A 23,400-nucleotide genomic window follows, 5' to 3' on the forward strand; every position below is an offset into this window, starting at 1 on the left:
CATTATGATCCTAATTATTGACGACGATATTGCTGTACGCACTTCACTAAGCCTTCTTCTCAAGCAGGAAGGCTTTAAATCGGTTACGGCCGAAGATCCGGAGGAGGCAAACAAACACCTCGCAGAAAAACCGATCCAGGCGGTATTGCTCGATATGAACTTCTCGATGGAAACGAGTGGAGAAGATGGACTGGCTATGCTGGAGCAAATCAAAAAGTCGAAACCCCACTTGCCCGTTATTCTGATGACCGGCTGGGGATCTATTAGTTTGGCTGTAGAAGGCATGAAACGCGGCGCTGCTGATTTCATCAATAAACCCTGGGAGAATGAGCACCTGATTACCTCGCTTAAAACTGCTTTAAACTTGGCGACCGAGGAGGAATCTCCGGCAACACTCAATCGCCGGAAGCTCAACGAAAAATACGGTTTTGAAAACATCGTAGGAGAAGATCCGCAACTGCTGGAAGTGCTGCAAACCATTGCCCGTGTTAGTCGCACCGACGCCTCCGTGCTGATTATGGGAGAAAGCGGAACGGGCAAGGAGCTCATCGCGGAAGCGATCCACAACAACAGCCCACGAAAAACCAGGGCCTTTGTGAAGGTTAACCTTGGCGGGATTTCTTCGACCCTTTTTGAAAGTGAGATGTTCGGACATAAGCGCGGTGCTTTTACCGATGCACGGAATGACCGGGTAGGCCGCTTCGAAATGGCTCATAAAGGCACCATCTTCCTGGATGAAATAGGCGACCTCGACCTGAACAGTCAGGTGAAATTACTACGGGTACTGCAAGACAGGACCTACGAGGTATTAGGCGACAGCCGAACACGAACCGTGGATGCGCGGGTAGTTTGTGCTACCAACCGGGATCTGAAAGCGATGGTAGCAGAAGGAAAGTTCCGGGAGGACCTTTATTACCGGATCAACCTGATCATCATCCGGCTTCCTGCATTGCGGGAACGGGCGGAGGATATTCCACTGCTGGCTAACTATTTTCTTAAAAACCTGAAGGAGATCTATAACCGGCCGCGGCTTGAAATCGACCGGAAAGCCCTGAACTGGCTAAAATCGCTACCCCTACCAGGGAATATCCGCGAGCTTAAAAATCTGGTGGAACGCACCGTTCTGCTTACTGAACGAGACCTGCTTGAAATTAAGGATTTTGAGGAGCATATGGAGCAGAGGCAGCGATCAGTCCAAGGGTCTGGGATCCCCCTGGACAGCTTTTCGATCGACGAGATGGAGTTGGCAATGATCAAACGAGCTATGGAGTTTCATCAGAATAACATCAGCAGGGTAGCCAAAGCACTCGGCTTAAGCAGAGGGACATTATATCGCAAACTGGAAAAGTATAATATCCCTTATGAAGCTCAAAACTAAGTTTATCCTTTTCAGTATTGTGCTGCACGCCCTATTGATCGCCGTGGTGTGGATGATCTACTCCCACAGCCGGGATCTGTTTTTAATCGGAGAAGCCCTGCTGCTAATTTCCCTGCTATGCTCCATCTGGATGTATCGCGCGATAAGCAAGCCCTTCGGTATTATCTCGGCGGGAATTGAATCGCTTAAAGACAGGGATTTCAGCAGCAAGTTGAAACTGGTTGGTCATCAGGAGATGGACGAGCTGATTTCTGTTTATAATATGATGATGGACCGGCTGAGAGAAGAGCGCCTTCAGCAACTGGAAAAACACTCCTTCCTGGAGAAGTTGATCGAAGCCTCTCCTACCGGCATCCTCATTCTGGATTTTGACAGCAAAGTAAGTTCCTTAAACCCTGCTGCTGTGCAACTGATGGGCATCGATTTGTTGGATGTCAGGGGAAGAAAGTTAGAAGACATTCCGGGGGCGCTAATGAAGGAACTGGCCTTGCTGGATACCCATGTCGCTAAAATCATTACCCTTAACGGGATGCAGTCCTTCAAGTGCCAGAGATCCAGCTTCATCGACCGGGGCTTCGCAAGAACTTTCTACACCATAGAGGAACTAAGCAAAGAGATCTACGCCCGGGAGAAAGCGGCTTACGAGAGGGTAGTCAAGATGATGTCTCACGAGGTAAACAACTCTATCGGAGCCATTAATTCCATTTTAAACTCCTGCCTCAACTACCAGGAACAGCTGGACAAAGACGATCGGGACGATTACCAGAACGCGCTACAAATATCCATCGACAGGAACAAAAACCTGAGCAGCCTGATGTCCAATTTCGCGCGGGTTATTAAAATACCCGAGCCTGTAAGACAGCAAGTCGACCTGCTCCGCCTGCTTAAGTCGGCAGCAACGTTGATGGAACCGGAGGCCAGCAAAAAAGAGCTGGAGTGGCAATGGGAAACCCAGCTGGATCAAGTGCTAAGGCTCGCTGATGGCCAGCAATTAGAGCAGGTATTCATTAACATCTTAAAAAACGCCATTGAAGCTAGTCCCATAAAAGGTCTGATCAGAATAAGTGCCGCAGAAGATTCTGTGTCCGTGTCAAACACCGGACCGGGGATCCCACCGGAAATCTCTTCCCAACTTTTCTCGCCCTTCTTCAGCACCAAGAAAAATGGACAAGGAATAGGTTTGATGCTGACCAGGGAGATTCTGACCAATCACGGCTACAGGTTTTCGCTGGAAAGTAAAAATCGCTGGACGGAGTTCCGGATTGATTTAATTTGATCAAGCTATTCCTCCCCTCTTGCAAAGCCTACGGTTTCCCTGAAGACTTGAGGCGCCACTTCCGCATTTGTTTTGAAAAAGCGGCTGAAATAAAACTCGTCATTGAAGCCCAATTCATACGCGATCCTTTTAACAGGCTTGGACGTCAGATACAGTTCTCTTTTAGCTTCGATTACAATGCGTTCTGCTATCAGATTACTAACCGTCCTCTTGAAATGCGTTTTAGACAACCTATTTAGGGCCTTCATCGAAATGTTTAAAAGGTCCGCATAGTCAGCGGGACTACGTTTCGTTTTATAGTGCTCATCAATCGCATCTTGTAAGTTCTTCAGGATAAAAGGTTCTTTGTCCATCAACTTAGTTTCATCTGTTGGCTGCTGGGCGGTTTTATACCTGGATGCCTTGATCAGAAAGATCTTAAGATAGGCCACCAGAAGCTCATACTGGGCAAGATCCGGGCACAGCATTTCACTTTTAAGTTTTGCTACCAAAGCGAGGAGCTCTACCATTTCCTGGTGTTGGATAGCTATCAGGGGCGACGCGTAAATATTATTAAATAGCACCCCGTCGCAGGTAATTTCCTTCTGATGCTTGTAAATACAGAAAAAATCGGGGTGAAAATTAATCAGGATACCTTGAAACTCGGCACCTGCAGTGATGATGAACGGCTGATACAATGAAAAACACATCAAGGCATTTTCATTAAAATCGTATTCTGAAAAGTCTGCCTTCAGCAAACCTCTCCCTTTCGTCACTAACACAATAGAATAATAGCCTGCCTTCTTTTGCTCTCTGAAATAGCTATCGTCTTCAAACTCATGTATTCTGAAAGCCAGATTACCACTTTGAGGATTAACTAATGTAAAGGATGTTTGTGCTGTCATGCAATTAGGGGTGAAAATAATCAAGCTCGATGAAATCTACCCTCAAAGTCGCCGATCTTTTTCATCGATAGGCAGATCGTTGATACTGGCAAACCTTTTCCGCATCAGACCATGCTCATCAAACTCCCAGTTTTCGTTCCCGTAACTGCGGTACCATTGCCCGTTTTCATCCCGCCATTCGTACTCGAACCGTACAGCCATACGGTTTTCCCGGAAGCCCCACAATTCCTTTTTCAATTTATAGTCCAGCTCCTTTTGCCATTTTTTCACAAGAAATGCCTTAACCTCTTCGCGGCCGTTGATGAAATCGGTACGATTCCTCCATTCGGTATCGATTGTGTAGGCCAGGCACACTCTTTCCGGGTCTTTGCTGTTCCAGGCATCTTCTGCTAACTGCACCTTTTGAAGTGCGGTTTCTAAGGTAAAAGGGGGAAGGAGATATTTTTTTTCCATGTTAAATTTTGATGTTTAAAGGGCGGATACTTCATGATATCCACCCTATTTAAAATTCGACTTAAACTACAGCAGGCTGTACCAGGGCTACCTCGGGAAAATCTACACTCACCTTTGCAGCATTATTGAAGTAGTTCGTTAAGATGTTTAAACCAACGTGCGCGATGATTTCCGCAATCGTTTCATCCGTATATCCAACTGCCTTGAGCGCCTGGATATCCTCATCACTAGTCTGGCCCTTTTGCTGTACAAGAGCCTGAGCAAAACCTAGTGCGGCCTGAATTTTCTCATCCGAAGATCTTCCCTCCCGGGCCGCATCGATAGCGGGCACATCGACATGTACGAGCTTTTCTGCAATGAAGCTGTGGGCCGCGTTGCAGTAACTGCAGGCATTTGCATTTGCCACAGTTAGTGCGATCAGCTCGCCAAGTCTCGCTCCAAGTTTACCCTCCCCAAGGGCCGCGCTTAAGGAGAGGTAGCCATTTAGTACAGCCGGGGAATTTCCCATAGTGCGCATCATGTTAGGTACCATGCCTAACTTACTTTGAATAGTGTTGAAGAGATCTTTCGATTTTCCAGTGGTCTTTTCGGGTTCCAGTGCAATTAATCGTTGCATATTTGTATGAATTTTTGTTGTCACCATTGACTTCACAAAGGTGCATTCGACCTGAGCTTTACAACATGGACAAAAGGAGTTAAGGCATGCACAATTGAGACGAAAGTTCTCTGTCTCACTCGTAAAACAGAAAGTTTAGAGGCGGGTTATTATTCCATACTTTAACACAACACGCACGGATGAAAACAGAACTACAAAAAATGCTCGATGGAGAGCTCTATGAAGCATGGGACCAGGAGTTAACGCAAATGCGGGCAAAGGCGCGGGAACTCTTAGGTCGGTACAATCAGCTGATAGCTGCCCCTCAGGAAGAGAAAACCAATGTTTTGAAAGAGCTGCTTGGTAGCTGTTCCGGCATCGATATACAACCACCTTTTTACTGCGACTACGGCAGCAATATTTATGCAGGCAAAAACTTCTTTATGAACTTCAACTGCGTCATACTCGACTGTGCCCGTGTTACCATCGGGGATAATGTTCAATGCGGTCCTTATGTTCAAATTTACACCGCCTACCATCCGCTGATAGCAGCAGAACGGATCAAGGGGCCGGAATTAGCGTCCCCCATTACCATCGGCGACAATGTCTGGATCGGCGGCGGGGCCATCATTTGTCCGGGCGTTACCATCGGCGAGAACAGCACCATAGGTGCCGGCAGTGTAGTTACCCGGGATATCCCGGCTAATGTATTTGCCGCCGGAAACCCCTGCCGCGTTATCCGGCAACTTTAAGTAGTTCCGCCCTCCAACTGTATACAAAATACTACAGATCCCGGTTCACCCCCAACTTTCTCTCGAAAAAATCGCTGTTAGAACCCCTGCGATTAATGTATTGGTTTTCAATGCACCTCGGCTCACCTGCACAGAAGAGTTCCTGCAAAGCGCCCAATTGGTAAACTTCTTGCGAATAGGCAAGCGGCTACTTATTGTAAACTACTTACATCACTTAGTATGAGAAAAAAGTTACCTGGTATTCTTTTTATGCTTTGCCTTTCCCTTTGTGCATACTCACAAACTGCCCAACGGACATTCAAGAAACTGGCAATCGGATTAGAAGGAGGGTCGACACATCATTGGGGAGACCTCACCGTGGTGGACATAAAAAAACATTTCGGGGCTACAGCAGACTATTACCTTACCCCTTATATCCCCGTTGGATTCGAATTCCAAAGGGGAACCCTGGTAGGCTCCGAGTTGCAGCAGCCCTTCCGTAAATTCAGAAATCACTATCACTCGTACATCGTTACCGGCCAGTTACATTTGGGGGAATTCATTTACCGCAACACAACGACCTACAACTCGAAGCGGGAATTTGTGTTCAACATGTTGAAGGGTGGATTTGTAGGGACAGGATTTGGCGTGATGGTCCATAAGCATATCCGCGCTTTCAGAAATCCAAAAGACGAAAGCACTTTCGGCCTGGACCGTACAGCCGAATATATTTTCCCCGTTAGCATTGGTTGGGATAGCTCTGGCTTTGAGAACCGGCTTATAGCGGGTATTAAGGGACAGCTCTATTTCGTACAGGGCGACAACATGGACGCTTACCACATCAAAAACAGCCATAACGATGTTTACGGTACTGTGGCCCTTACCTTGAAATACCGTTTCGGGTTGGAGGGCATCAACCGGTTCTAATTCCGCTGAGGGTACTGCTGACCGGTGGTTTGCCGAAAGACACGTAGAAAAACCACAGAAAAACGGAGGCTATTGGTATGGCTCTTGCACCATCTTCCCCAAGATTGCCAGCCGTAACTTATACAAAAAAGGCCGGCTCTCGGTAAAGCCGGGCGCTGTACAAAGTAGTACGGAGCCGGAGAATAGCCTCCATCCCCTTCTGCTCGATAAATATAAAAACGGCCTTTTTTACATTCCTGCCAGTTACCGTCCCAACGAGAGCTCAGCCTTGGCAGTCATGCTCCATGGCGCCGGAGGTACTGCCGAACATGGCATCTCCTACCTTCGCAAGTACGCCGATGAGCTGAATATAATTCTCCTTGCTCCTGTCTCAAGAGACTATTCATGGGATATCATTGCGGATGAAGGCTTTGGTGCGGACGTTATCTACATTGATCAATCACTTGCCTATCTATTTGAAAATTATGAAATAAATACGCAGCAGCTGACGATCGGTGGCTTTTCTGACGGAGCTTCTTACGCATTGAGCCTGGGTCTCGGAAATGGAGACCTTTTTACGCACGTCCTCGCTTTTTCTCCCGGTTTTATTCATACCGAGGAGATGGTGGGCAAACCCAAAGTTTTTATTTCACATGGAATAGATGATGATATCTTGCCCATCAACCCCTGCAGCCGGAGAATAATGCGGCAATTAACTTCTGCCGATTACCATCCCGAGTATTTGGAATTTGAAGGCAGACACGAGATCCCCGACCAAATCATAAAAGCCGCCCTCAGCTGGTTCCTTCAGTAAGCAACTAGCGAATGGATATTTGACGGGTAGCCGCGTTGTAGCTCTTACCTGCTCCCTGTCTGGCAATTCTGTCCTCTACGAGGTTCTGAAGCTCATGTACCCAGCGCACAAAAGGGTATTCAATCTGTGAAGAGAACTCCCGGACCGTAAATTCATCTTCCCCGATAAATACTACGGCAATCCCATCCTGAGGAAGGGTTTCAAAAAGATAGATGGTAAAATGAGTGCTTTGACGATAGACACGGTAACCCAGCTCCTCAAAATGACGCTGGCTGATGGGCATGGGATCAAGATAGGAGGAACTTTCGAGGCCAGCCACCGTCTCAATCCGTTGAAGCGCTCCTTCGAAGAGCGCATAGTTTCCCATCCTAAACGCAGAAATAGAAATATTCATGATGTAACAGAATCGACTATTTAGAACGACTCTTCAGCAGCAAAAATTGTAGTAATATGGAAAACTGTGCACAGTAAGTTTCTTTCTCCCCTGTCCTATTTGCTGTTTACGTCAAAACTTGTTATTGTCATTCCGGGCCTGCCACCCTCGGCTATTCCCTGAACAACTATTGTGTAGTTACCAGACATGTCAGAGGTATAAAAATCAAAGCTCGCTTTGCCTTCCCCGTCTGTACGGTTCAGTGGCGACCAGTAGAGGGTGTTCCGGTAGTCGGGAATCCTGCTCAAATTTATATCCCCTTCGTACATCGGCGCATAAAACTCCCGCTGCAGCTGCATACCCTCATAGTCTACTACCGTCGCTTTGGGATGAACTTCAAAACCGCCTAAATCACCTTTGTAAGTAGTAAAGGAAGCAATCCCATCGAACACTGCGGAGCCATAGATATATGGTGTATTTACTACCTCGAGCTTCTGCACCTTCAATGGGTCAAAAGCGATAATTTTATTTCCATCATCAAAGACAGGAACGCCGTCCAGCAAAATAAGAGGAGGAGTTGGCAGGAACTGCTTTATCTCGTAATCAAGCATCTTTAGCTGGTACGACTTACGCCGGATAGCCAGCGATATTTCAGGGACATACTCCCGCAGCACCTCCTCCATCGTAGAAAACCGTACATAATCGTCCAGTAGGTACGTCTTGTCTGCCTTCAGAAAAAAGTTGCTGGAATCGACGGGCGGCAACAGCTCCCTGTTCAGGAACTTTCCGGCATAAATGTTACGCAGCTGCATGGCAATGCTCGACTGCAAAAGATCAGCTGTAGAACCAGTTTGTTGAACAAACGGCCTGCTTGCAAACGAGCTTCTTTCGGTTGAAAAAGGGCTAAGAACTTCCACCTTCAGGCTGTCCCAGCGCTGGTCTGTCTGGAGTATCACTTCGCTCGGACCGTAAAAGTCGCGGGTATAAAACTTCAACAACCCGCTCGTATCGCTTTCTGCCGAATAAAATTGGACCCTTCTTCCGGGAACTGAGAGATAAGCAGTTCTTCTCGCTGTGGGCGCCAAGGTCACAGGATCGAGTAACCGGGCGGAAACAACATGCCCCTCTACCTCAGGTAAGTGTGCATGAGTCGCCGGTTTATTTTCGAGCAAAGCCCTCCATTTGAACCTTCGCCATCCATGAGTGAGCATTAGCAGGTCCGCTGCCTGCTCATCGCCTGATGTAAGATAGTAGGACGGATTTTCAATTTTTCCCTTCAGTTCAGAACTTAGCCATAGGTAACTGCGAATATCTTCCTCCGCATGAGCTAGAGAATCTGTTTTAAACACAGACACTGAAAAATCAGCAGATACCGGCCGGCGGTTTTCATCGAATCCTGCGATCTCCAGTTTAACCTTTTGTCGGTTCAGGTATTGGTGCTGGTTGGTAGTAGCGGTTAAGCTAATCCCTTTGACAGGCTTTCTAAAATAGAGTCGTTCACATAGAGGTTGACACTTTCTGTCGAACAGCGTAATATGAGAAATGCCTTCCGGAAGGTTGTCTGCTCCAATAAAAAATGCCGCCTGCCCTTCAACCACTGCTGCCGACTGGCTAAGGCTTTTTCTTCCCCCGTGAATAAACAAATACAACGAATCCCTTCCGGGGATATTGGTCCTGACCACCGCCCGCAAGCCTGTACCTTCCTGCGTTACGGACAGAACATATCCTTCGTCCAGCATCTCCGGCACTGGCGCCGTAAAAGGCTTTCCTTGTTCAGGACGGATAAAGGCCCTGTAAGTTGCGCCCTTTTCCGGCAAAAAGCTGTGCGCCCCGATTCCAAACCGCCCCGGTTCAAACCGTGCTACAGTGTCGTTATCCTGATTTACTATTGCTCCTCTAAATTTCAATCCCTTCCCGGTTCCGTCAACCGCCCGAAAAGCTAGTTTTGAGGGCAAGCCGCTTACCAACCTTCCTCCCTCGGGAAAAAACTGAATAGCGTTTGTTGCAGCTACAGGCGCAGGAGCTTTCTCCTCCTGCAGGGTGTTCAATACACGGATCGTTTTGTGGAAGAAATAGTCGGCTGTAAAATTCTTCATCCAATGGGTATACACCCTGAATGTATAGCTTCCGGAAGGAAGGGCGGAAGGAAGATACAGTGAGCCAGCGCCCCTGCCAGCCTTCAATGAAACTTTTGATTGCAATACAGCTTTGTTTGCAGCATCCAGCATTTCAACATAAGCAACCTTACTTACGTCAGCAAACAAGTGAGTAGCGGCATCAAGGTTATAAATCTTAAACCAGATGATTTCTCCTGCGAGATAAGTGTCTTTGTCGGTATGTGTAAAGATCTTCTCCTGCAGGGTCGCCTGTTGATACTGATGGAAACTGTTACTAATCGTTCTACCCGGCTGCGCTAAAAGTACGTTTGCGCTTAGCAACAGGAACAAAATCGATAGGGAAAACCCATTTGTTTTTTTCATCATCCTCATTGCTTAATTGGGCCAGAAAGCAGGTTTAACATTAGACCCGCGAAGACGGCAATCAATACAGTGAGCCTCGGCAAAAGAGACCCTGAAACCTCGCAGATCCATAAATTCTTCAATAAACAGGTTGCCATTAGCAAAATGGGCTGCACTATCCCTGGCAGTATTTTCCTGACGACAGCCCTGATTGTAGGTCCACTCTACTCCAGACGGCTTATCATTACGAGTTATGAAGATCCGCTTCTGACTTATGGAGCCGGCACTTATATAGCCGATCACTACTTCCGCCGGATCGGAAACGCAATGGAGATTTCCGGAGATTTCGGATGGTTGCGGATCGAAAATACCTCCAATTTGCTCCGTATTCTTTTTCATATTCAGCAGGTATTCGTATGCATCCTTTGTTAGGGCCTGCTGGTAGACGTTAATGCTATAGCGTTCACTAATTTTCGCTGAGTTGCCTTTTAGAAATACTAGCGGACTTTCCGTGATCTGATCCTTCGACAGCTTAGCAGAGGATGCAATAAGGATTTCGCTGGACCTTCCGTTTATCCAGCAACGACTGATATTGATGCTCGGATCCCGTTCCACAAGCCTGTTATTCCTGAGCTCAATATAAGAAGGATAGGGAGAGATGACCTCATACGTTTCGTCATAAGTCCAGGCGTAGTAGCGGGTATTGTTTGCTGAATCGTGGGTATTTGCATAGATTTGCATGCCCCCGTTTTCTATCTTCCATCCTATTTTATCTATAGCTGGAGACAATTTGCTCTCTACAAAATCCGACAGGTACACCTTACCATCACTAGTCCTGATCCGCAGTCTGTACTTCATGGCTGGGTTCAGATTAAAAGTGGCAAGGGTAGCCTGACCGTTGGCGTCACTAACACCCTCGACCTTTGAATTATCCTCTCCTTCTATAGTTAAAATCGCACCTCCTTCCGGCCTGAAGCGCACTGATTCCTGCAGGTTTAAGGTCCGGGAAACCGAAATCCTGCTGAATCCGCCTCCTGTGTTAATACATCCTTCAACCACCAGGAAGTTATTGTTTCCTGCTACTACTTCCGGATTGAAAGGCTCCTTACAGGCTGTAAAAGACAGCAGGAGTACCAGGACAACATAAGTAAAACTCTTCATCTAAAATCTGATATTGTAGTTAACAAAAGGGATCGCGGTACCAAAGATCGATAGCTTATAGCCGTTTATTGCACCATTCTCAGTAGCAAAATAACTGGCGAAAGCATTCTTCCGGGCCGTAAGATTATAAATACCGAAAGTCCAGGAATTATGGGTCAGCTGTTTCACCTTGTGATTGCCCTCTATATTCAGGGAGATATCTGTTCTGAAATAGTCCGGTATCCGGTACGCATTACGATCGGAATACAGCACCCGCTGTCCTCCCATATAGGTATATTTTCCAATCGGAAGCGTAATAGGCCGACCGGTGCTGTAAGTAGCATTAAAAGAAAAACTGTAGCGGTGCGAGAAGCGGTAGTTGCTGATCAGGGTCAGGTCGTGCGGTTTATCATGGTTTGAAGGATAAAAATTACCTCTGTTTACCGATTCGCTCCCCGAGACTTCATCCGTTTTCAGAAAAGTGCGCGAGTAGGTATAGCTGACCCAGCCGTTCACCTTGCCTGTTAACTTCTTTACCAGAAACTCCACACCGTAGGCCTTTCCCCTGGTGTTGATCACATCCTGCTCGATGTGATGATTCAACACCAGCGTGGCCCCGCTTTTATAGTCCAGATAATCATTCAGGCGTTTGTAGTAGCCCTCTACAGAAGTTTCGATGGTGTTTGACTTGAAGTTCTTATACAAGCCCAGCGAGAATTGATCCCCTCTTTGTGGTTTCACGTTCAGATCACTCAACTTCCAGACATCCGTTGGGGACATGGAAGTGGTGTTGGAAAGCATATGGATATACTGGCGAAGGCTGTTATAACTCGTTTTGATCGAAAAATCAGGACTTAAGGCAAAACGCGCTGCTAATCGGTATTCCGGTCCATGATAGGTCTTTGCTATCTCCCCTTTCTTAACCGTTTTTGTTCCCACGATATTGCCTTCATTTTTAGGCAGTCCCGCTGCATAAAGCGTAGTGGTAGCAGGACCAAAATTATTGAAAAGTGAGTAGCGCAAACCGAGATTGAAGGATACGGAAGGAGACAGATCAAAGCGCTCGCCGAAGTAGGCAGCAGTTTCCAGGGCTTGTTCTTTTGCAATGACGTCAGCTACAATCAGCGAGCGATCGTGATAGGGCTGCAGATTCCCTGGCTGCGACCGGTAGTATATGGATTGTAGCCCGAAATCGAAGGTGTGTTTGGGACTTAAATAGTAGTTGAAGTCTGCTTTAAAATTCGCCTGATTGATATGGAAGCGTAACTTGTAGGCTATATCATCCTGGTAATTACTATAGTTCTGATATTGATACTTGTCGAAACCGGTAGTCAAAACACTGTGCAGCTTGTTAGTATACGCGTGCTTCCACTTCAGGGAAAGGTTTTGGTTCAGATAGGAATAAGAAGTATCACTGGCCAGGTTCGAATTATCGTTGCTCAAATATCCGGTAAGGTAAAAAGAGTTTTTCGTGTTCTGCTCATGACTAACATTCAGATTTAAGTCGTAAAAACCTGCTTTTGCATCTTTGTAGCCTGCTTTCTCAGGAAGAATCCGAAGGAGCCAGTTGGAGTAAGTCATCCGACCGCCAAGGATAAAGGAGGTTTTATCTTTAATGATCGGCCCCTCCACATTTACCCTGCTGGTTAGCAGTCCTAATCCTGCCGAACCTGCAATTTCTTTTTTGTTTCCTTCCCGGCTGGTAAGTTCCAAAACAGAGGACAATCGCCCGCCGAACTTCGCGGGAATACTGCTTTTGTACAGCTGCACATCCTTGATCACTTCAGGATTAAAGGCTGAGAAGAAGCCGAAGAAGTGCGAGGGATTATAAACAGTAGCGTCGTTGAATAAGATGAGATTTTGATCTACGGCACCTCCCCTAACATTGAAGCCGGTGCTTGACTCCCCAACTGATTTTACCCCCGGCAGGGTAAGTACTACCCGCAGCACATCCGCCTCTCCAAAAACCGTTGGCACCTGTTTGATCGTTTTGATATCCAACTTTTCTACGCCCATCTGCACATTGCGGATGTTAGAAGCCTTATCGGCTGATATTACCACTTCCTTCAACGAGAGCAGTTGCTCCTGCACGTTGATATCAAGCTTTCCGTCTGCGTAAAGGAGCACCTGTCTTCTGGTATCCCGCACACCGATTGCCCGGATAAGCAGCTCATGTTTGCCTTTGGGAAGGGTTAATGAGTAAAAGCCGAACTGATTGGTAGCGGTGCCAATCCTCGGACTGGCTATGTAGATGGCGGCACCAGATATGGGCTCGCCCGTCTTGGCACTCCGAATATAGCCAGCGAGAGTCGCGTTACCCCTTTCACCTCCGGCCGCACTCCCGATGGTATAAACCTTATTTTCCAGGGTCGCCGCGGCCGCTTCTTTTCGTCCCGATTCGAGATCAGCCAGGGCAAAATCTCTGACCGGCTCCTTTTTCGGTCGGTCGGGCAGATATTGAGACGGCAGCTCGGTGACGATGGATTTATTTTTAGTGATGAAAACGGAGTTGGTACCGTAGAAGGTTGAATAGGCGTCCAACGGCTTCAATACTTCATCCAACACGTCCCTGACCGGCTTGTTCGTCGCTGACAAGGAGATCTTTAGACTGTCAAAATCCGCCTGATCGTAATAAAATCGCAGCGAGCTCTGGCGCTCCAGCGACCGCACAAAGTCCTCCATGGAGCCATCCTGCTGATTGATCGTTACCAACGCATCGCTTTGCGCCCGGACCGACTGCAGCCCTGCAATCAGCAAAAAAGAGAATAACAATAGGTATAATGTTTTCATGCTACTGGCTACTGGTATCGTAAAACTTCACCAGATTGATCAAGGCCATCTCTTTGTTCGTTCTGAATTGCAATCGGTTGGTTTTGATGAATTGCTGGTTTATGGTGCCGGACTTTCCCGGCTGCTTTAATACTTTCAAAAGGCTTCTGCGGCTGGATACAGGATGATAGACCGAGTCTTTTAAAAGGTAATAGCGGGTGCTTTCAGATACCATTCTCTCGATTTTTGTAGCCCCTGCCGATTCTTTAATTGATTTTCGCCGGCGGGCAAGCAACTCTATTTTTCCCTTGTATAGCTGGTCGTAATAGCCGGGGGAAGGCAATCCCGATTTGGGCGGCAGTTTTTTGATATGTGTAAAGTAGTGCCCATGTATCTGGAAACCGTCCACCTTGGCGGCCTGAGCAATGAGCATAAACGAGTGATCGAAATTAGAGAGAGCTACTTCATCCCGCACCAGGTCGTACAACAATTGCACGTCCTGGTAGATTTTTCCTTCATATACCAGCGTGCCATTGACAAGCGCCTGCTCTCTGAAATAACTGTGACCATTATCGAGACGATATGGATAGGCCCGGTAAATTCTGCCGTTAAATACCGGTGCTTCCTGTTTAAGAGCCCCTATATAGTACGATACTGCTCGATTCGAAACTTGCCGGACGAAACTACTATCGGTTTGGGTTTGTGAAAAGGCATTAACAAAGGGAACCAGAAGGAAAACAGTACCCATGGCAAGCCTTAAAGCTTTATTCATAACAGTTTAGATCTGAAGCAATAATAAAAAAAAATTCTAATATAACCTCAGTCTAACTAATCCCCTACTTCGTTAGGTGATAGCCGGGAAGGATGTCCCTTTGACTTTACTGTACAACTCGACTGCGTAAAGGTCAGTCATACCAGAAACGAAGTCGAGTACGCTTTGTATTCGGGAGTAAATATCTTCCTTCTCCGTATAAAACTGACCCGGAATCAACTTTACCAGCTTTTTATAATAATGCGTGTTATTATAGATAACTGCCGGAACGAATTCTTCGAGCAAGCCAGCCATTACCTTGTAGCCAGCCACTTCCTTCTGAATTACTGAGCTGTAATTATAGATCTTGTCCACCGACACTTTTCCTACCGCTTTCCAGGCAGACGCGTAGGGCTCGGGTAAGGTATCCGTTAAGCTTTTGTTGAAATCGCCCTTTAGTATTGCTTCCTGCTCATCGAAAAAGATCCGGGCACAGGAGACTGCTAATGTGTTAATCGCTTTTGCCCGAAGCAGTCCCACCTTCGCGTCGTCGTCGTAGCCGCTGTTTAGCCTGTCTTCTATTTTCGGATCGTTGGCAAAGGGCAGTAGAAAGCTCTTTACCTGCTCGTACGTAAGGATCTTTAGCCGGTGCGCATCCTCGAGATCAATAATGCTGTAGCAGATATCGTCGGCCGCCTCCACTAAATAAACCAGCGGATGACGTTTGTAAATCAGCGGCTTCTCCAGCACCTTGGCCAGCTGCAGTTCGTTAGCGATCTTCCGGAAGGTTTCCTGTTCCGATTGAAAGAACCCGTACTTCTTCCGGTTTATTTCCGACTTCTCCCTGGCGATAGAGGCACAGGGGTATTTGGCAATGGACGCCAGCGTAGAATAGGTTAAGGCGTAGGCATCGTTTCCTTTGCCGTGAAAGGGGTGGGTCAAAATCCGGATAGCATTGGCATTGCCCTCGAAATTGATCAGGTCATGCCATTGCTCGTTGTTCACGTCTTTCTGGTAGATTTTCCCATCACCATCTGTAAAATATCTGGAGATAGCCGCTTCCCCAGAATGGCCAAATGCGGGGTTTCCGAGATCGTGGGCAAGGGCAGCTGCAGCCACTATACTTCCCACCTCCGAGATCAGTGGTACCTCTTCAATGAGCTCCGGGTGCTGATCTTCTACCTGATTCAGAAAGATATTACCCATCGACCGGGCAACGCTGCTCACTTCCAGGCTATGTGTAAGACGATTGTGAACAAAGACACTCCCGGGAAGCGGAAATACCTGCGTCTTATTTTGCAAGCGCCGGAAAGGCGATGAGAAGATTAGCCGGTCATAATCCCGCTGAAAGTCCGTCCGGGCTTTATCCTTGTCCAGTTTCTTGTCTTCTTGTCCAAATCGCTTATTCGAAAGCAGGTACTTCCACTCCATAAAGTTAAATCTATCTAAACCAAATGTGCCGTCTCAGGCAATGGCCAAAGTTATATTATTAGAACTATTCTCTTCAGAACTTTTGCAGCAGCCATCAGCACTACTACTCCATAACAAAAATTACTTTTTCCGAACATCCTTTAACTTTCCGTGTTCAGCAGAATAGAGAACGGTCAGCATTTAAAATTTTAAGCCTATGAAATTATATGCGATAGATCCCGAAGAGGAGCTGGACAGCGACATTGCGGGCAATGAAGAGCAGGTGCTGCTGGATGATGACAGCCTGGACACCGACGAAAGCGAACTCGACGATGATGACGACTAAGAACTACATCTAAAACAATAAAAGTATGAAGTATTATTTAGTAACCTGGACTGCCGAGAACCAGGAGGGGGAAAACTTTTCGGGTAATGCCAGCATGCAATGGGATGGCGACATGCCCTCCGATGAGGATATCATCGAAAACCTGAAGGTCGGACAGCCGAAACTCAAAGATTATCACATCACCCTGCAGGACAAACTCGGATTTAATTCACAACAAGAGCTGGACAAGTATGGCAGCCAGTAAAGGTGCTGATGGTTAGGTGATTGTTAGAGATAGTATTTGACTCCATCGGACTTTATCTTGCCGGCATCCAGCAGATTACGTAAAGCCGCCAGCCGTTCTGCTTCAGTGCCTGCCTTGATGGCCAGAATTAACTCATCGACGGAGAGGTGCTGCCCCGCGAGAAGCTGCAGGATCTCAAAGGTAATTTTATCGAATACTGCGTTTCCGGATGTGGCCTTCTTTTCTTCGATACAGACATCGCATACCCCACACTTTTCCGCTTCCAGCTCGTCAAAATAGGCTAAAAGAAGCTTGCTCCGGCAGGTTTTTGCTTCCGCATAGGCGATTACCGCCTTTACTTGCGATTCCATCACGCGCTTTCGTTCCTCAATGAATTTCCAGTCGATGACCAGATGCTGGGAATCGGCCCGTGCCTTCAGAAAGGTCAGCTGAGGCTTATCGGTCTGCTTCAGGTAGCTGATCAACTCCAGTTCCTCCAGCTTCTCCAACACTTTCACTACCTCCTCCATACGCATGTTGGTTCGTTTGGCCATATCGGCTTCACGAATCAAACTGTATCCTTCAAACAGGCCGCCATAAGAGCGGAGTAAAGTTTTGATAAAGAAATCGTAATTGCTGTATTCTATCTGAAACCGGTAAAGGTCTTCAGAGGAGACAATAATTCTGACCCGCGAGGGCAGGTACACACTTTCACTAACGGCAATATACTCGTCGTGCTCCAGAAATTTCAGCGCGTTAAGGGTCTTCAGCGGCTCCAGCTTATAGCGGGTACAAAAATCTGCAATATCAAATTCGAAGGTCAGCCCTTCGCCTGCTTCGTAGGCCAGCTGATAGTAATTTCCCAGATGATAATAGAGCTGTTTGATCTCCTGCAGTGCCGGAAAGCTCTGTTCAAACTTCCGCTCCAGTTGCAAGCGATCCGATTGATTATATAAGAGCACCCCAAAGGATTTCTTCTCATCCCGGCCGGCACGTCCCGCTTCCTGGTAATAGGCTTCCAAACTTTCGGGCAGGTCCAGATGTACCACAAAACGCACATCGGGTTTATCGATACCCATCCCGAAGGCATTTGTTGCTACCACTACCCTAATTTTATTGCTTTTCCAGGCCTCCTGCTTTTCACTCCGCAACGGGGTGGGCAAACCGGCATGGTAAAAATCGGCGCTTACCCCTTCCCTGTTTAGCATGCGGGCTACCTCCTGTGTCTCCCGGCGGTTGCGCACGTACACAATACCCGTTCCTTTTACATTCCGGGCGATCGTCAGCAGCTTTCTGAACTTATTTTCTTCATGGGCTACCACGTAGCTCAGGTTTTTCCGCTCGAAGCTTTTCCGGAAAACATTTCTTTCCCTGAAGGTCAGCTTATCCTGGATATCTTCAACCACCCGTTCTGTGGCAGTGGCGGTAAGCGCCAAAAAAGGAACCTTGGGATGTAGTTCGCGTAACTCAGCGAGATGAAGGTAGGGCGGCCGAAAGTCGTAGCCCCACTGGGAAATACAATGTGCCTCATCGATAGCAAAGAGATTCACCTTCATGTATTTGACGCGCTCCCGGACCAGGTCAGACATCAACCTTTCCGGAGAAACATACAAGAACTTGATCTTGCCGTAGACACAGTTGTCAAGCATAATGTCGACCTCCCTTTTACTCATTCCTGAGATAATGGCAACCGCTTCAATGCCCTTTGCCCGCAGGTTCTCTACCTGATCCTTCATCAAGGCGATGAGCGGAGATACCACGATACAAATGCCTGGCTGCACCATGGCCGGAACCTGGAAACAGATCGACTTTCCCCCTCCTGTTGGCAGCAACGCCAGCGTATCCTTTCCTTCAAGTACTGAATTGATAATGTCTGCCTGCAGCGGCCTGAACGACGAATAATTCCAGTACTTGTTTAAAACCTCGTAAATCGACATCGTGTCAAAACTACCAAATAGTGTAATATTTCACAGGATTATTAGTTAAGGGGATTGAACACAAAGTATATTTGCACGCAATTCGTACTTAGATAATGAATAAATTTCTCCCGCTTCTACTTCTTTTCTCATCTCAATTAGTATTTGCTCAGAAAGCTGAGAGCCCCAAATGGAACGTTGAAAAACCTACAGGACCTGTAAAATCGGTGTCATTTACGACAGATGAAGGAACCTGGATGAATTTGGATGTAAGTCCGAACGGAAAAGAGATCGTATTTGATCTGCTCGGAGATATTTATAAAATGCCCATCGGAGGAGGCAAGGCCACGATCCTTGCCGGAGGAATGGCCTATGAAGTACAGCCAAGATTCAGTCCGAACGGAAAATACATCGCTTATACCAGCGATAAAGATGGAGGCGACAACATCTGGATCATGAATGCGGATGGTTCCGGCAAGCGTGCGATCTCCAAAGAAAGCTTCCGCCTGCTCAACAATCCCTCCTGGACGCCGGATAATCAATACATTATTGCAAGGAAGCACTTCACCAGCACCCGCTCACTGGGAGCAGGAGAAATGTGGATGTACCATATCGCCGGAGGTGGTGATGGCGTGCAGTTGACGAAGCGTAAAAACGATCAGCAGGATGCTGGCGAGCCGGAAGTATCTCCGGATGGAAAATATGTATACTACAGCGAGGATGTAAGTCCCGGCCCTTATTTTCAATACAACAAAGACCCCAATGGGGAAATCTACAACATCAAACGTCTAAACCGGGAAACCGGAGAGATCGAAACGGTAACCGGTGGTCAGGGTGGCGCGGTGCGACCCGAAGTTTCTCCTGATGGTAGACTATTGGCATTTGTGAGAAGGGTACGACTTAAGTCGGTGCTGTTCCTGCACGACCTGACAACTGGTGAGGAATGGCCTGTTTATGATGACCTTTCCCGGGACCAGCAAGAAACCTGGGCCATCTTTGGCGTGTACCCTAACTTCGCCTGGACGCCTGACAGCAAAAATTTAATTTTCTACGCCAAGGGAAAGATCAGAAATCTGGACGTGAATTCACAGGTAGTTTCCGTCATCCCATTTGAAGCAACTTCATCTCATACCATCACCGATGCGCTGCGCTTCGAGCAGAAAGTTTACAACGAAGAGTTTCAGGCGAAGATGATCCGCCAGCTAAGCACTTCGCCGGACGGGAAAAAGGTCGCCTTCAACGCTGCCGGCTATATTTACCTGAAGGACCTGCCCAACGGTAAGCCGGAACGCATCACCAAGGGGACAGAATTTGAGTTTGAGCCGGAATTTAGTCCCGACGGAAAATCGCTGGTCTACGTAAGCTGGACTGACGACACGAAGGGTTCTATCAAAAAGTACGATATCAGCAGCGGCAGGGTAAGTACTATTACGGACGAGAAAGGCTTTTACTATTCGCCCAGGTTTTCCCGCAAAGGAGACCGGATCGTCTATAGAAAAGGTACCGGAAATGCGATGCTGGGCTTTAGCTACGGAAAAAACCCGGGTATCTACTTGGTGTCCGGTAATGGCGGCAACGCAGTCAAGCTGTCCGACAACGGAATAAAGCCGATGTTTAACCACAACGACAGCAGGATCTATTTTCAAACACGTGAAGGAGATAAAAAAGCCTTGAAGAGCATGGATCTGAATGGTGCGAACGTGAGGACTCATTATGTATCCCAGTATGCTACTCAGTTTGTACCGAGTCCTGATGGAAAATGGCTGGCCTTTACTGAGCTGTTTAACGCCTATGTCACTCCACTGGTGAATACCAATAATTACCTGGAACTTTCCTCGACCAACAAATCGCTGCCCCTTACCAAAGTAACGCGCGATGCCGGGAACTATTTACACTGGAGCAAGGACAGTAAAAAGCTGCACTGGACATCGGGCCCTGAGTACTTTGCGAGGGAGATCAAAAACTCTTTCAGCTTTGTAGACGGAGCTCCATCCGCCCTTCCCGCAATCGATAGTATCGGACTGGACTTGGGATTGACGCTGAAAGCAGATGTTCCCAATACCACCATTGCACTCACCAACGCCCGCATTATTACCATGAAGGGCGACCAGGTGATTGAAAATGGGACGATTGTAATTAAAGAAAATAAGATCACGGCAGTGGGTCCGGCAGATCAGGTAAAGGTGCCGGACGATGCGAAGGTGATCAGTGCCGACGGCCAGACCATCATGCCGGGGATTGTGGATGTTCACGCCCACCTGCCTACCAGTCCGGATGGTGTTTCGCCGCAGCAGGACTGGTCGTATTACACGAACCTCGCATTTGGGGTTACCACCGCTCACGACCCATCCAGCAATACAGAGATGGTTTTCAGTCAGGCCGAGATGCAGAAAGCTGGTATTACCGTCGGTCCGCGTATCTACTCGACAGGAACTATTCTTTACGGAGCTGAAGGTGATTTCAAAGCAGTAATCAATAGCTTAGATGACGCCCGGTCACATCTTAGACGAATGAAAGCGGTAGGTGCCTTCTCTGTGAAATCCTACAACCAGCCACGCAGGGAGCAGCGCCAGCAGGTCATTCAGGCAGCGCGTGAATTGAAGATGGAGGTGATGCCAGAGGGAGGATCGACGTTCTGTCATAACATGTCGATGATCCTGGATGGTCATACGGGTATTGAGCATAACATCCCGGTGGTTCCTGTCTACAAGGATGTGAAGAGCTTGTGGAATGCCAGCAAAACCGCCTACACGCCAACCTTGATTGTCAGCTACGGTAGCCAGTCGGGCGAAAACTTTTGGTACGACCGTACCAACGTATGGGAAAATGAGCGACTGCTAAACTTCACTCCCCGTGCAGTAGTAGATAGCCGCTCCCGCCGCCGGAATACTTCCGAGTTCGGCGATTATGGTCATATCGAGATCTCCAAGGCAGCAAAATCGCTGGCAGATGGAGGCACAAAAGTAAACCTGGGTGCACACGGGCAATTACAGGGCCTGGGCGCACATTGGGAGCTTTGGATGCTGGCACAGGGAGGGATGAGCAACCTGCAGGCGATCCGCTCGGCAACCCTGAACGGAGCAGAATACCTGGGAATGTCGAAAGAGATCGGATCATTGGAAGTAGGAAAACTGGCAGACCTCATCGTTCTGGATGAAAACCCTTTGGATGACATCCGCAATACGGAGAAAATAAAGTACGTGATGTTAAACGGTCGCCTTTACGACGCTGAGACCATGAACGAACTCGGAAGCCGTGAAAAACCAAGAGACAAGTTCTGGTGGCAAAGCGGCCGGGCCGAGAGCTTCAACCTGCACACCGAAGCAGAGACGCATATCTTTACACATCCTGAGTGTGATTAATATTGAGGTCCACGCGAAAAAGAGCTTTAGGGAGCTGCTAAGACATGAAGGATGAACCAGAAATAGGCGATAACACAAACAGAAAAAATAGTCTTACTCCTACTGCAGGTGAATTACCTCATCAGGATGGGGAGAAAAGCTCATCAATAGGCGACGAGTACTCTGAGAGGCTTACAATGTGGAAGTTTTGCCGCCGCTATAAAGAGTATAAAGGCAAATCAGAACACAATTGTTGAATAATGCTAGTGTCCTGGTTCCCTTCTCCTTGAGGAGCAGGGTTAGGGATGAGGTGTTTACCAGATAGATTTCTAACTTTATCTAATGCAACCTAAGCCATTTCGCCGCCTACTCCGGAAAGAAGCTACGAAGCTACGACAGCTGAAAAATTTTTATGGTTTCACCTGCGAGATCGAAAGTTTTGCGGCCTGAAGTTCAAAAGGCAACATTCTATTGAAAAATTTATAGTCGATTTTTACTGCGATGAACTTAAGTTAATAAAAGAGGTTGACGGAAGCGTTCACGAGAATTTGGGCCAGGCGAATTATGATCATGAGAGAGATGAATATCTGAAGTTGTTGGGGTACTTTATGTATAGGGTGGATAATGATTCGGTGATATACTATTGTCCCGTGGTGTTGGAAAATCTAAAGGAAACTACGGATTCATTAAGGCGAAGGTAAGCGATCTCCTCACCCTAACCCTCTCCTCAAGGAGAGGGGATATCCCAGGATCAACGAAACTGGAGGTCTGGCCGCCATTGCAAGTCAGAGCGAATTCAAAAAAGCGAGGTATACTACTTCAGACAGTCTGTCTCGTCCTAAAAAAAGTTTACAGGTTAAAGATATAATCCTAGGATAGCTTTACGGGTTTCCAGTAGTCCTAAGATAGCTTTACAAGCTTGCGATTTTTCTGCTAATAGTTTTTCCATAATTTGTTTGCACTGATCATTTCGGGATGTGCTCCAGCGGGAGTTAGCATACCGTTGCTTTGTGTTTCTGCTACCAAGAGTAAAGAACATCTGCCATACTTAAGCAAATTTTCCTGCCAGCGCTGTATAGCACTAGGGCTCTAATGTTCGAAAAGCGTCGGACTTCCTCCTTGTTACTTTTCCCTGAGCTATCTGCTCCACCACCATTCTTTTGAAGGTTTCACTGTATGTCTGTTTGTCCATTTGTCTACATTTTGTATAAACCTATTTCAGGACAATACAAAGGTAAGCGATCACCTCACCCTAACCCTCTCCTCAAGGAGAGGGGATGTCCCAGGATCAACGAAACTGGAACTTTGGGCCGCTATTACAAGTCAGAGCTATTTTAAAAAAGCCGGGTATACTACTTCAGACAGTCTGATCTTGCACTTCATAGTCCCCTTCTCCTGAGGGAGAAGGGTTAGGGATGAGGGTACAAGTTGTACCGTCCCGAAAAGAGTTGTCTCGTCCTAAAAAAAGTTTACAGGTTAAAGATATAATCCTAGGATAGCTTTACGGGTTTCCACTAGTCCTAAGATAGCTTTACAAGCTTACGATTTTTCTGATAATAGTTTTTCCATAGTTTGTTTGTACTGATCATTTCGGAATGTACTACAGCAGGAGTTAGCATACCGTTGCTCATATGT

19 protein-coding genes are annotated in these 23,400 nt (G+C 47.2%); 9 read left to right on the forward strand and 10 right to left on the reverse strand.

The features are described 5' to 3' along the window. Positions 1-4 precede the first annotated feature (4 nt). Together J4N23_RS20725 and J4N23_RS20730 are read left to right on the forward strand one after the other, a co-directional pair. Entirely contained in the window at positions 5-1,378 is a 1,374-nt protein-coding gene (locus J4N23_RS20725; RefSeq protein WP_207429767.1) for a sigma-54 dependent transcriptional regulator, read from the forward strand. Beyond that, entirely contained in the window at positions 1,362-2,654 is a 1,293-nt protein-coding gene (locus tag J4N23_RS20730) for a PAS domain-containing sensor histidine kinase (protein WP_207429768.1), read from the forward strand. Before J4N23_RS20725 ends, J4N23_RS20730 begins: the two co-directional genes overlap by 17 nt. A gap of 5 nt (positions 2,655-2,659) precedes the next feature. Here the strand turns inward: J4N23_RS20730 and J4N23_RS20735 are convergent, their stop codons facing one another. The 3 genes from J4N23_RS20735 to J4N23_RS20745 form a co-directional block, all read right to left on the reverse strand. Beyond that, on the reverse strand, positions 2,660-3,538 hold the full coding sequence (locus J4N23_RS20735; RefSeq protein WP_207429769.1) for a helix-turn-helix domain-containing protein: 879 nt from the start codon (positions 3,536-3,538) through the stop codon (positions 2,660-2,662). Positions 3,539-3,580: 42 nt separating this feature from the next. Beyond that, positions 3,581-3,991, reverse strand: coding sequence for a nuclear transport factor 2 family protein (locus J4N23_RS20740; protein ID WP_207429770.1), 411 nt, complete (start codon positions 3,989-3,991; stop codon positions 3,581-3,583). Between the two features lie 61 nt (positions 3,992-4,052). Beyond that, a complete protein-coding gene (locus tag J4N23_RS20745) occupies positions 4,053-4,607 on the reverse strand; it encodes a carboxymuconolactone decarboxylase family protein (RefSeq protein WP_207429771.1) in 555 nt (184 codons plus the stop codon). 179 nt (positions 4,608-4,786) lie between these two features. Between J4N23_RS20745 and J4N23_RS20750 the strand changes: the two genes are divergently transcribed. The 3 genes from J4N23_RS20750 (at position 4,787) to J4N23_RS20760 (ending at position 7,037) form a co-directional block, all read left to right on the forward strand. After that, on the forward strand, positions 4,787-5,338 hold the full coding sequence (locus J4N23_RS20750; RefSeq protein WP_207429772.1) for a sugar O-acetyltransferase: 552 nt from the start codon (positions 4,787-4,789) through the stop codon (positions 5,336-5,338). 219 nt (positions 5,339-5,557) lie between these two features. Further along, the gene (locus J4N23_RS20755; RefSeq protein WP_207429773.1) at positions 5,558-6,244 is read left to right on the forward strand and encodes a hypothetical protein; all 687 of its coding nucleotides are present in this window, start codon (positions 5,558-5,560) and stop codon (positions 6,242-6,244) included. A 277-nt stretch (positions 6,245-6,521) separates the two neighbouring features. Then, on the forward strand, positions 6,522-7,037 hold the full coding sequence (locus tag J4N23_RS20760) for an alpha/beta hydrolase-fold protein (protein WP_242689315.1): 516 nt from the start codon (positions 6,522-6,524) through the stop codon (positions 7,035-7,037). Positions 7,038-7,041: 4 nt separating this feature from the next. Here J4N23_RS20760 and J4N23_RS20765 read toward each other — a convergent pair whose 3' ends face one another. The 6 genes from J4N23_RS20765 to J4N23_RS20790 all read right to left on the reverse strand — a co-directional run bounded on the left by J4N23_RS20765 (position 7,042) and on the right by J4N23_RS20790 (position 15,960). Further along, on the reverse strand, positions 7,042-7,431 hold the full coding sequence (locus tag J4N23_RS20765) for a hypothetical protein (RefSeq protein ID WP_207429774.1): 390 nt from the start codon (positions 7,429-7,431) through the stop codon (positions 7,042-7,044). A gap of 95 nt (positions 7,432-7,526) precedes the next feature. After that, the gene (locus J4N23_RS20770; protein WP_207429775.1) at positions 7,527-9,893 is read right to left on the reverse strand and encodes a hypothetical protein; all 2,367 of its coding nucleotides are present in this window, start codon (positions 9,891-9,893) and stop codon (positions 7,527-7,529) included. Between the two features lie 9 nt (positions 9,894-9,902). Beyond that, positions 9,903-11,030, reverse strand: a complete 1,128-nt coding sequence (locus J4N23_RS20775; protein ID WP_207429776.1) for a DUF4249 domain-containing protein — start codon at positions 11,028-11,030, stop codon at positions 9,903-9,905. Beyond that, entirely contained in the window at positions 11,031-13,799 is a 2,769-nt protein-coding gene (locus J4N23_RS20780) for a TonB-dependent receptor (RefSeq protein WP_207429777.1), read from the reverse strand. It lies immediately after the preceding gene. Between the two features lies 1 nt (position 13,800). Further along, positions 13,801-14,550 (reverse strand): hypothetical protein, encoded by a 750-nt coding sequence (locus J4N23_RS20785; protein WP_207429778.1) that lies wholly within the window; start codon positions 14,548-14,550, stop codon positions 13,801-13,803. Between the two features lie 72 nt (positions 14,551-14,622). Then, positions 14,623-15,960: a deoxyguanosinetriphosphate triphosphohydrolase gene (locus J4N23_RS20790; protein WP_207429779.1), complete on the reverse strand. Its 1,338-nt coding sequence runs from the start codon at positions 15,958-15,960 to the stop codon at positions 14,623-14,625. 196 nt (positions 15,961-16,156) lie between these two features. Here J4N23_RS20790 and J4N23_RS21160 point away from each other — a divergent pair, with 196 nt between their 5' ends. Beyond that, positions 16,157-16,285, forward strand: coding sequence for a hypothetical protein (locus tag J4N23_RS21160; RefSeq protein ID WP_255534872.1), 129 nt, complete (start codon positions 16,157-16,159; stop codon positions 16,283-16,285). A gap of 25 nt (positions 16,286-16,310) precedes the next feature. Then, entirely contained in the window at positions 16,311-16,529 is a 219-nt protein-coding gene (locus tag J4N23_RS20795; RefSeq protein ID WP_207429780.1) for a hypothetical protein, read from the forward strand. Positions 16,530-16,552: 23 nt separating this feature from the next. Here J4N23_RS20795 and J4N23_RS20800 read toward each other — a convergent pair whose 3' ends face one another. After that, on the reverse strand, positions 16,553-18,445 hold the full coding sequence (locus J4N23_RS20800) for an ATP-dependent DNA helicase RecQ (protein WP_207429781.1): 1,893 nt from the start codon (positions 18,443-18,445) through the stop codon (positions 16,553-16,555). A 95-nt stretch (positions 18,446-18,540) separates the two neighbouring features. On the opposite strand from J4N23_RS20800, the gene J4N23_RS20805 reads away from it, so the two are divergent. Next, positions 18,541-21,786, forward strand: a complete 3,246-nt coding sequence (locus J4N23_RS20805; RefSeq protein WP_207429782.1) for an amidohydrolase family protein — start codon at positions 18,541-18,543, stop codon at positions 21,784-21,786. A 425-nt stretch (positions 21,787-22,211) separates the two neighbouring features. Beyond that, the gene (locus J4N23_RS20810; RefSeq protein WP_242689316.1) at positions 22,212-22,466 is read left to right on the forward strand and encodes an endonuclease domain-containing protein; all 255 of its coding nucleotides are present in this window, start codon (positions 22,212-22,214) and stop codon (positions 22,464-22,466) included. Positions 22,467-23,400: the final 934 nt, after the last annotated feature.

It is taken from the genome of Pedobacter sp. SYSU D00535, from assembly GCF_017355855.1.
Classification (GTDB): Bacteria; Bacteroidota; Bacteroidia; order Sphingobacteriales; family Sphingobacteriaceae; genus Desertivirga.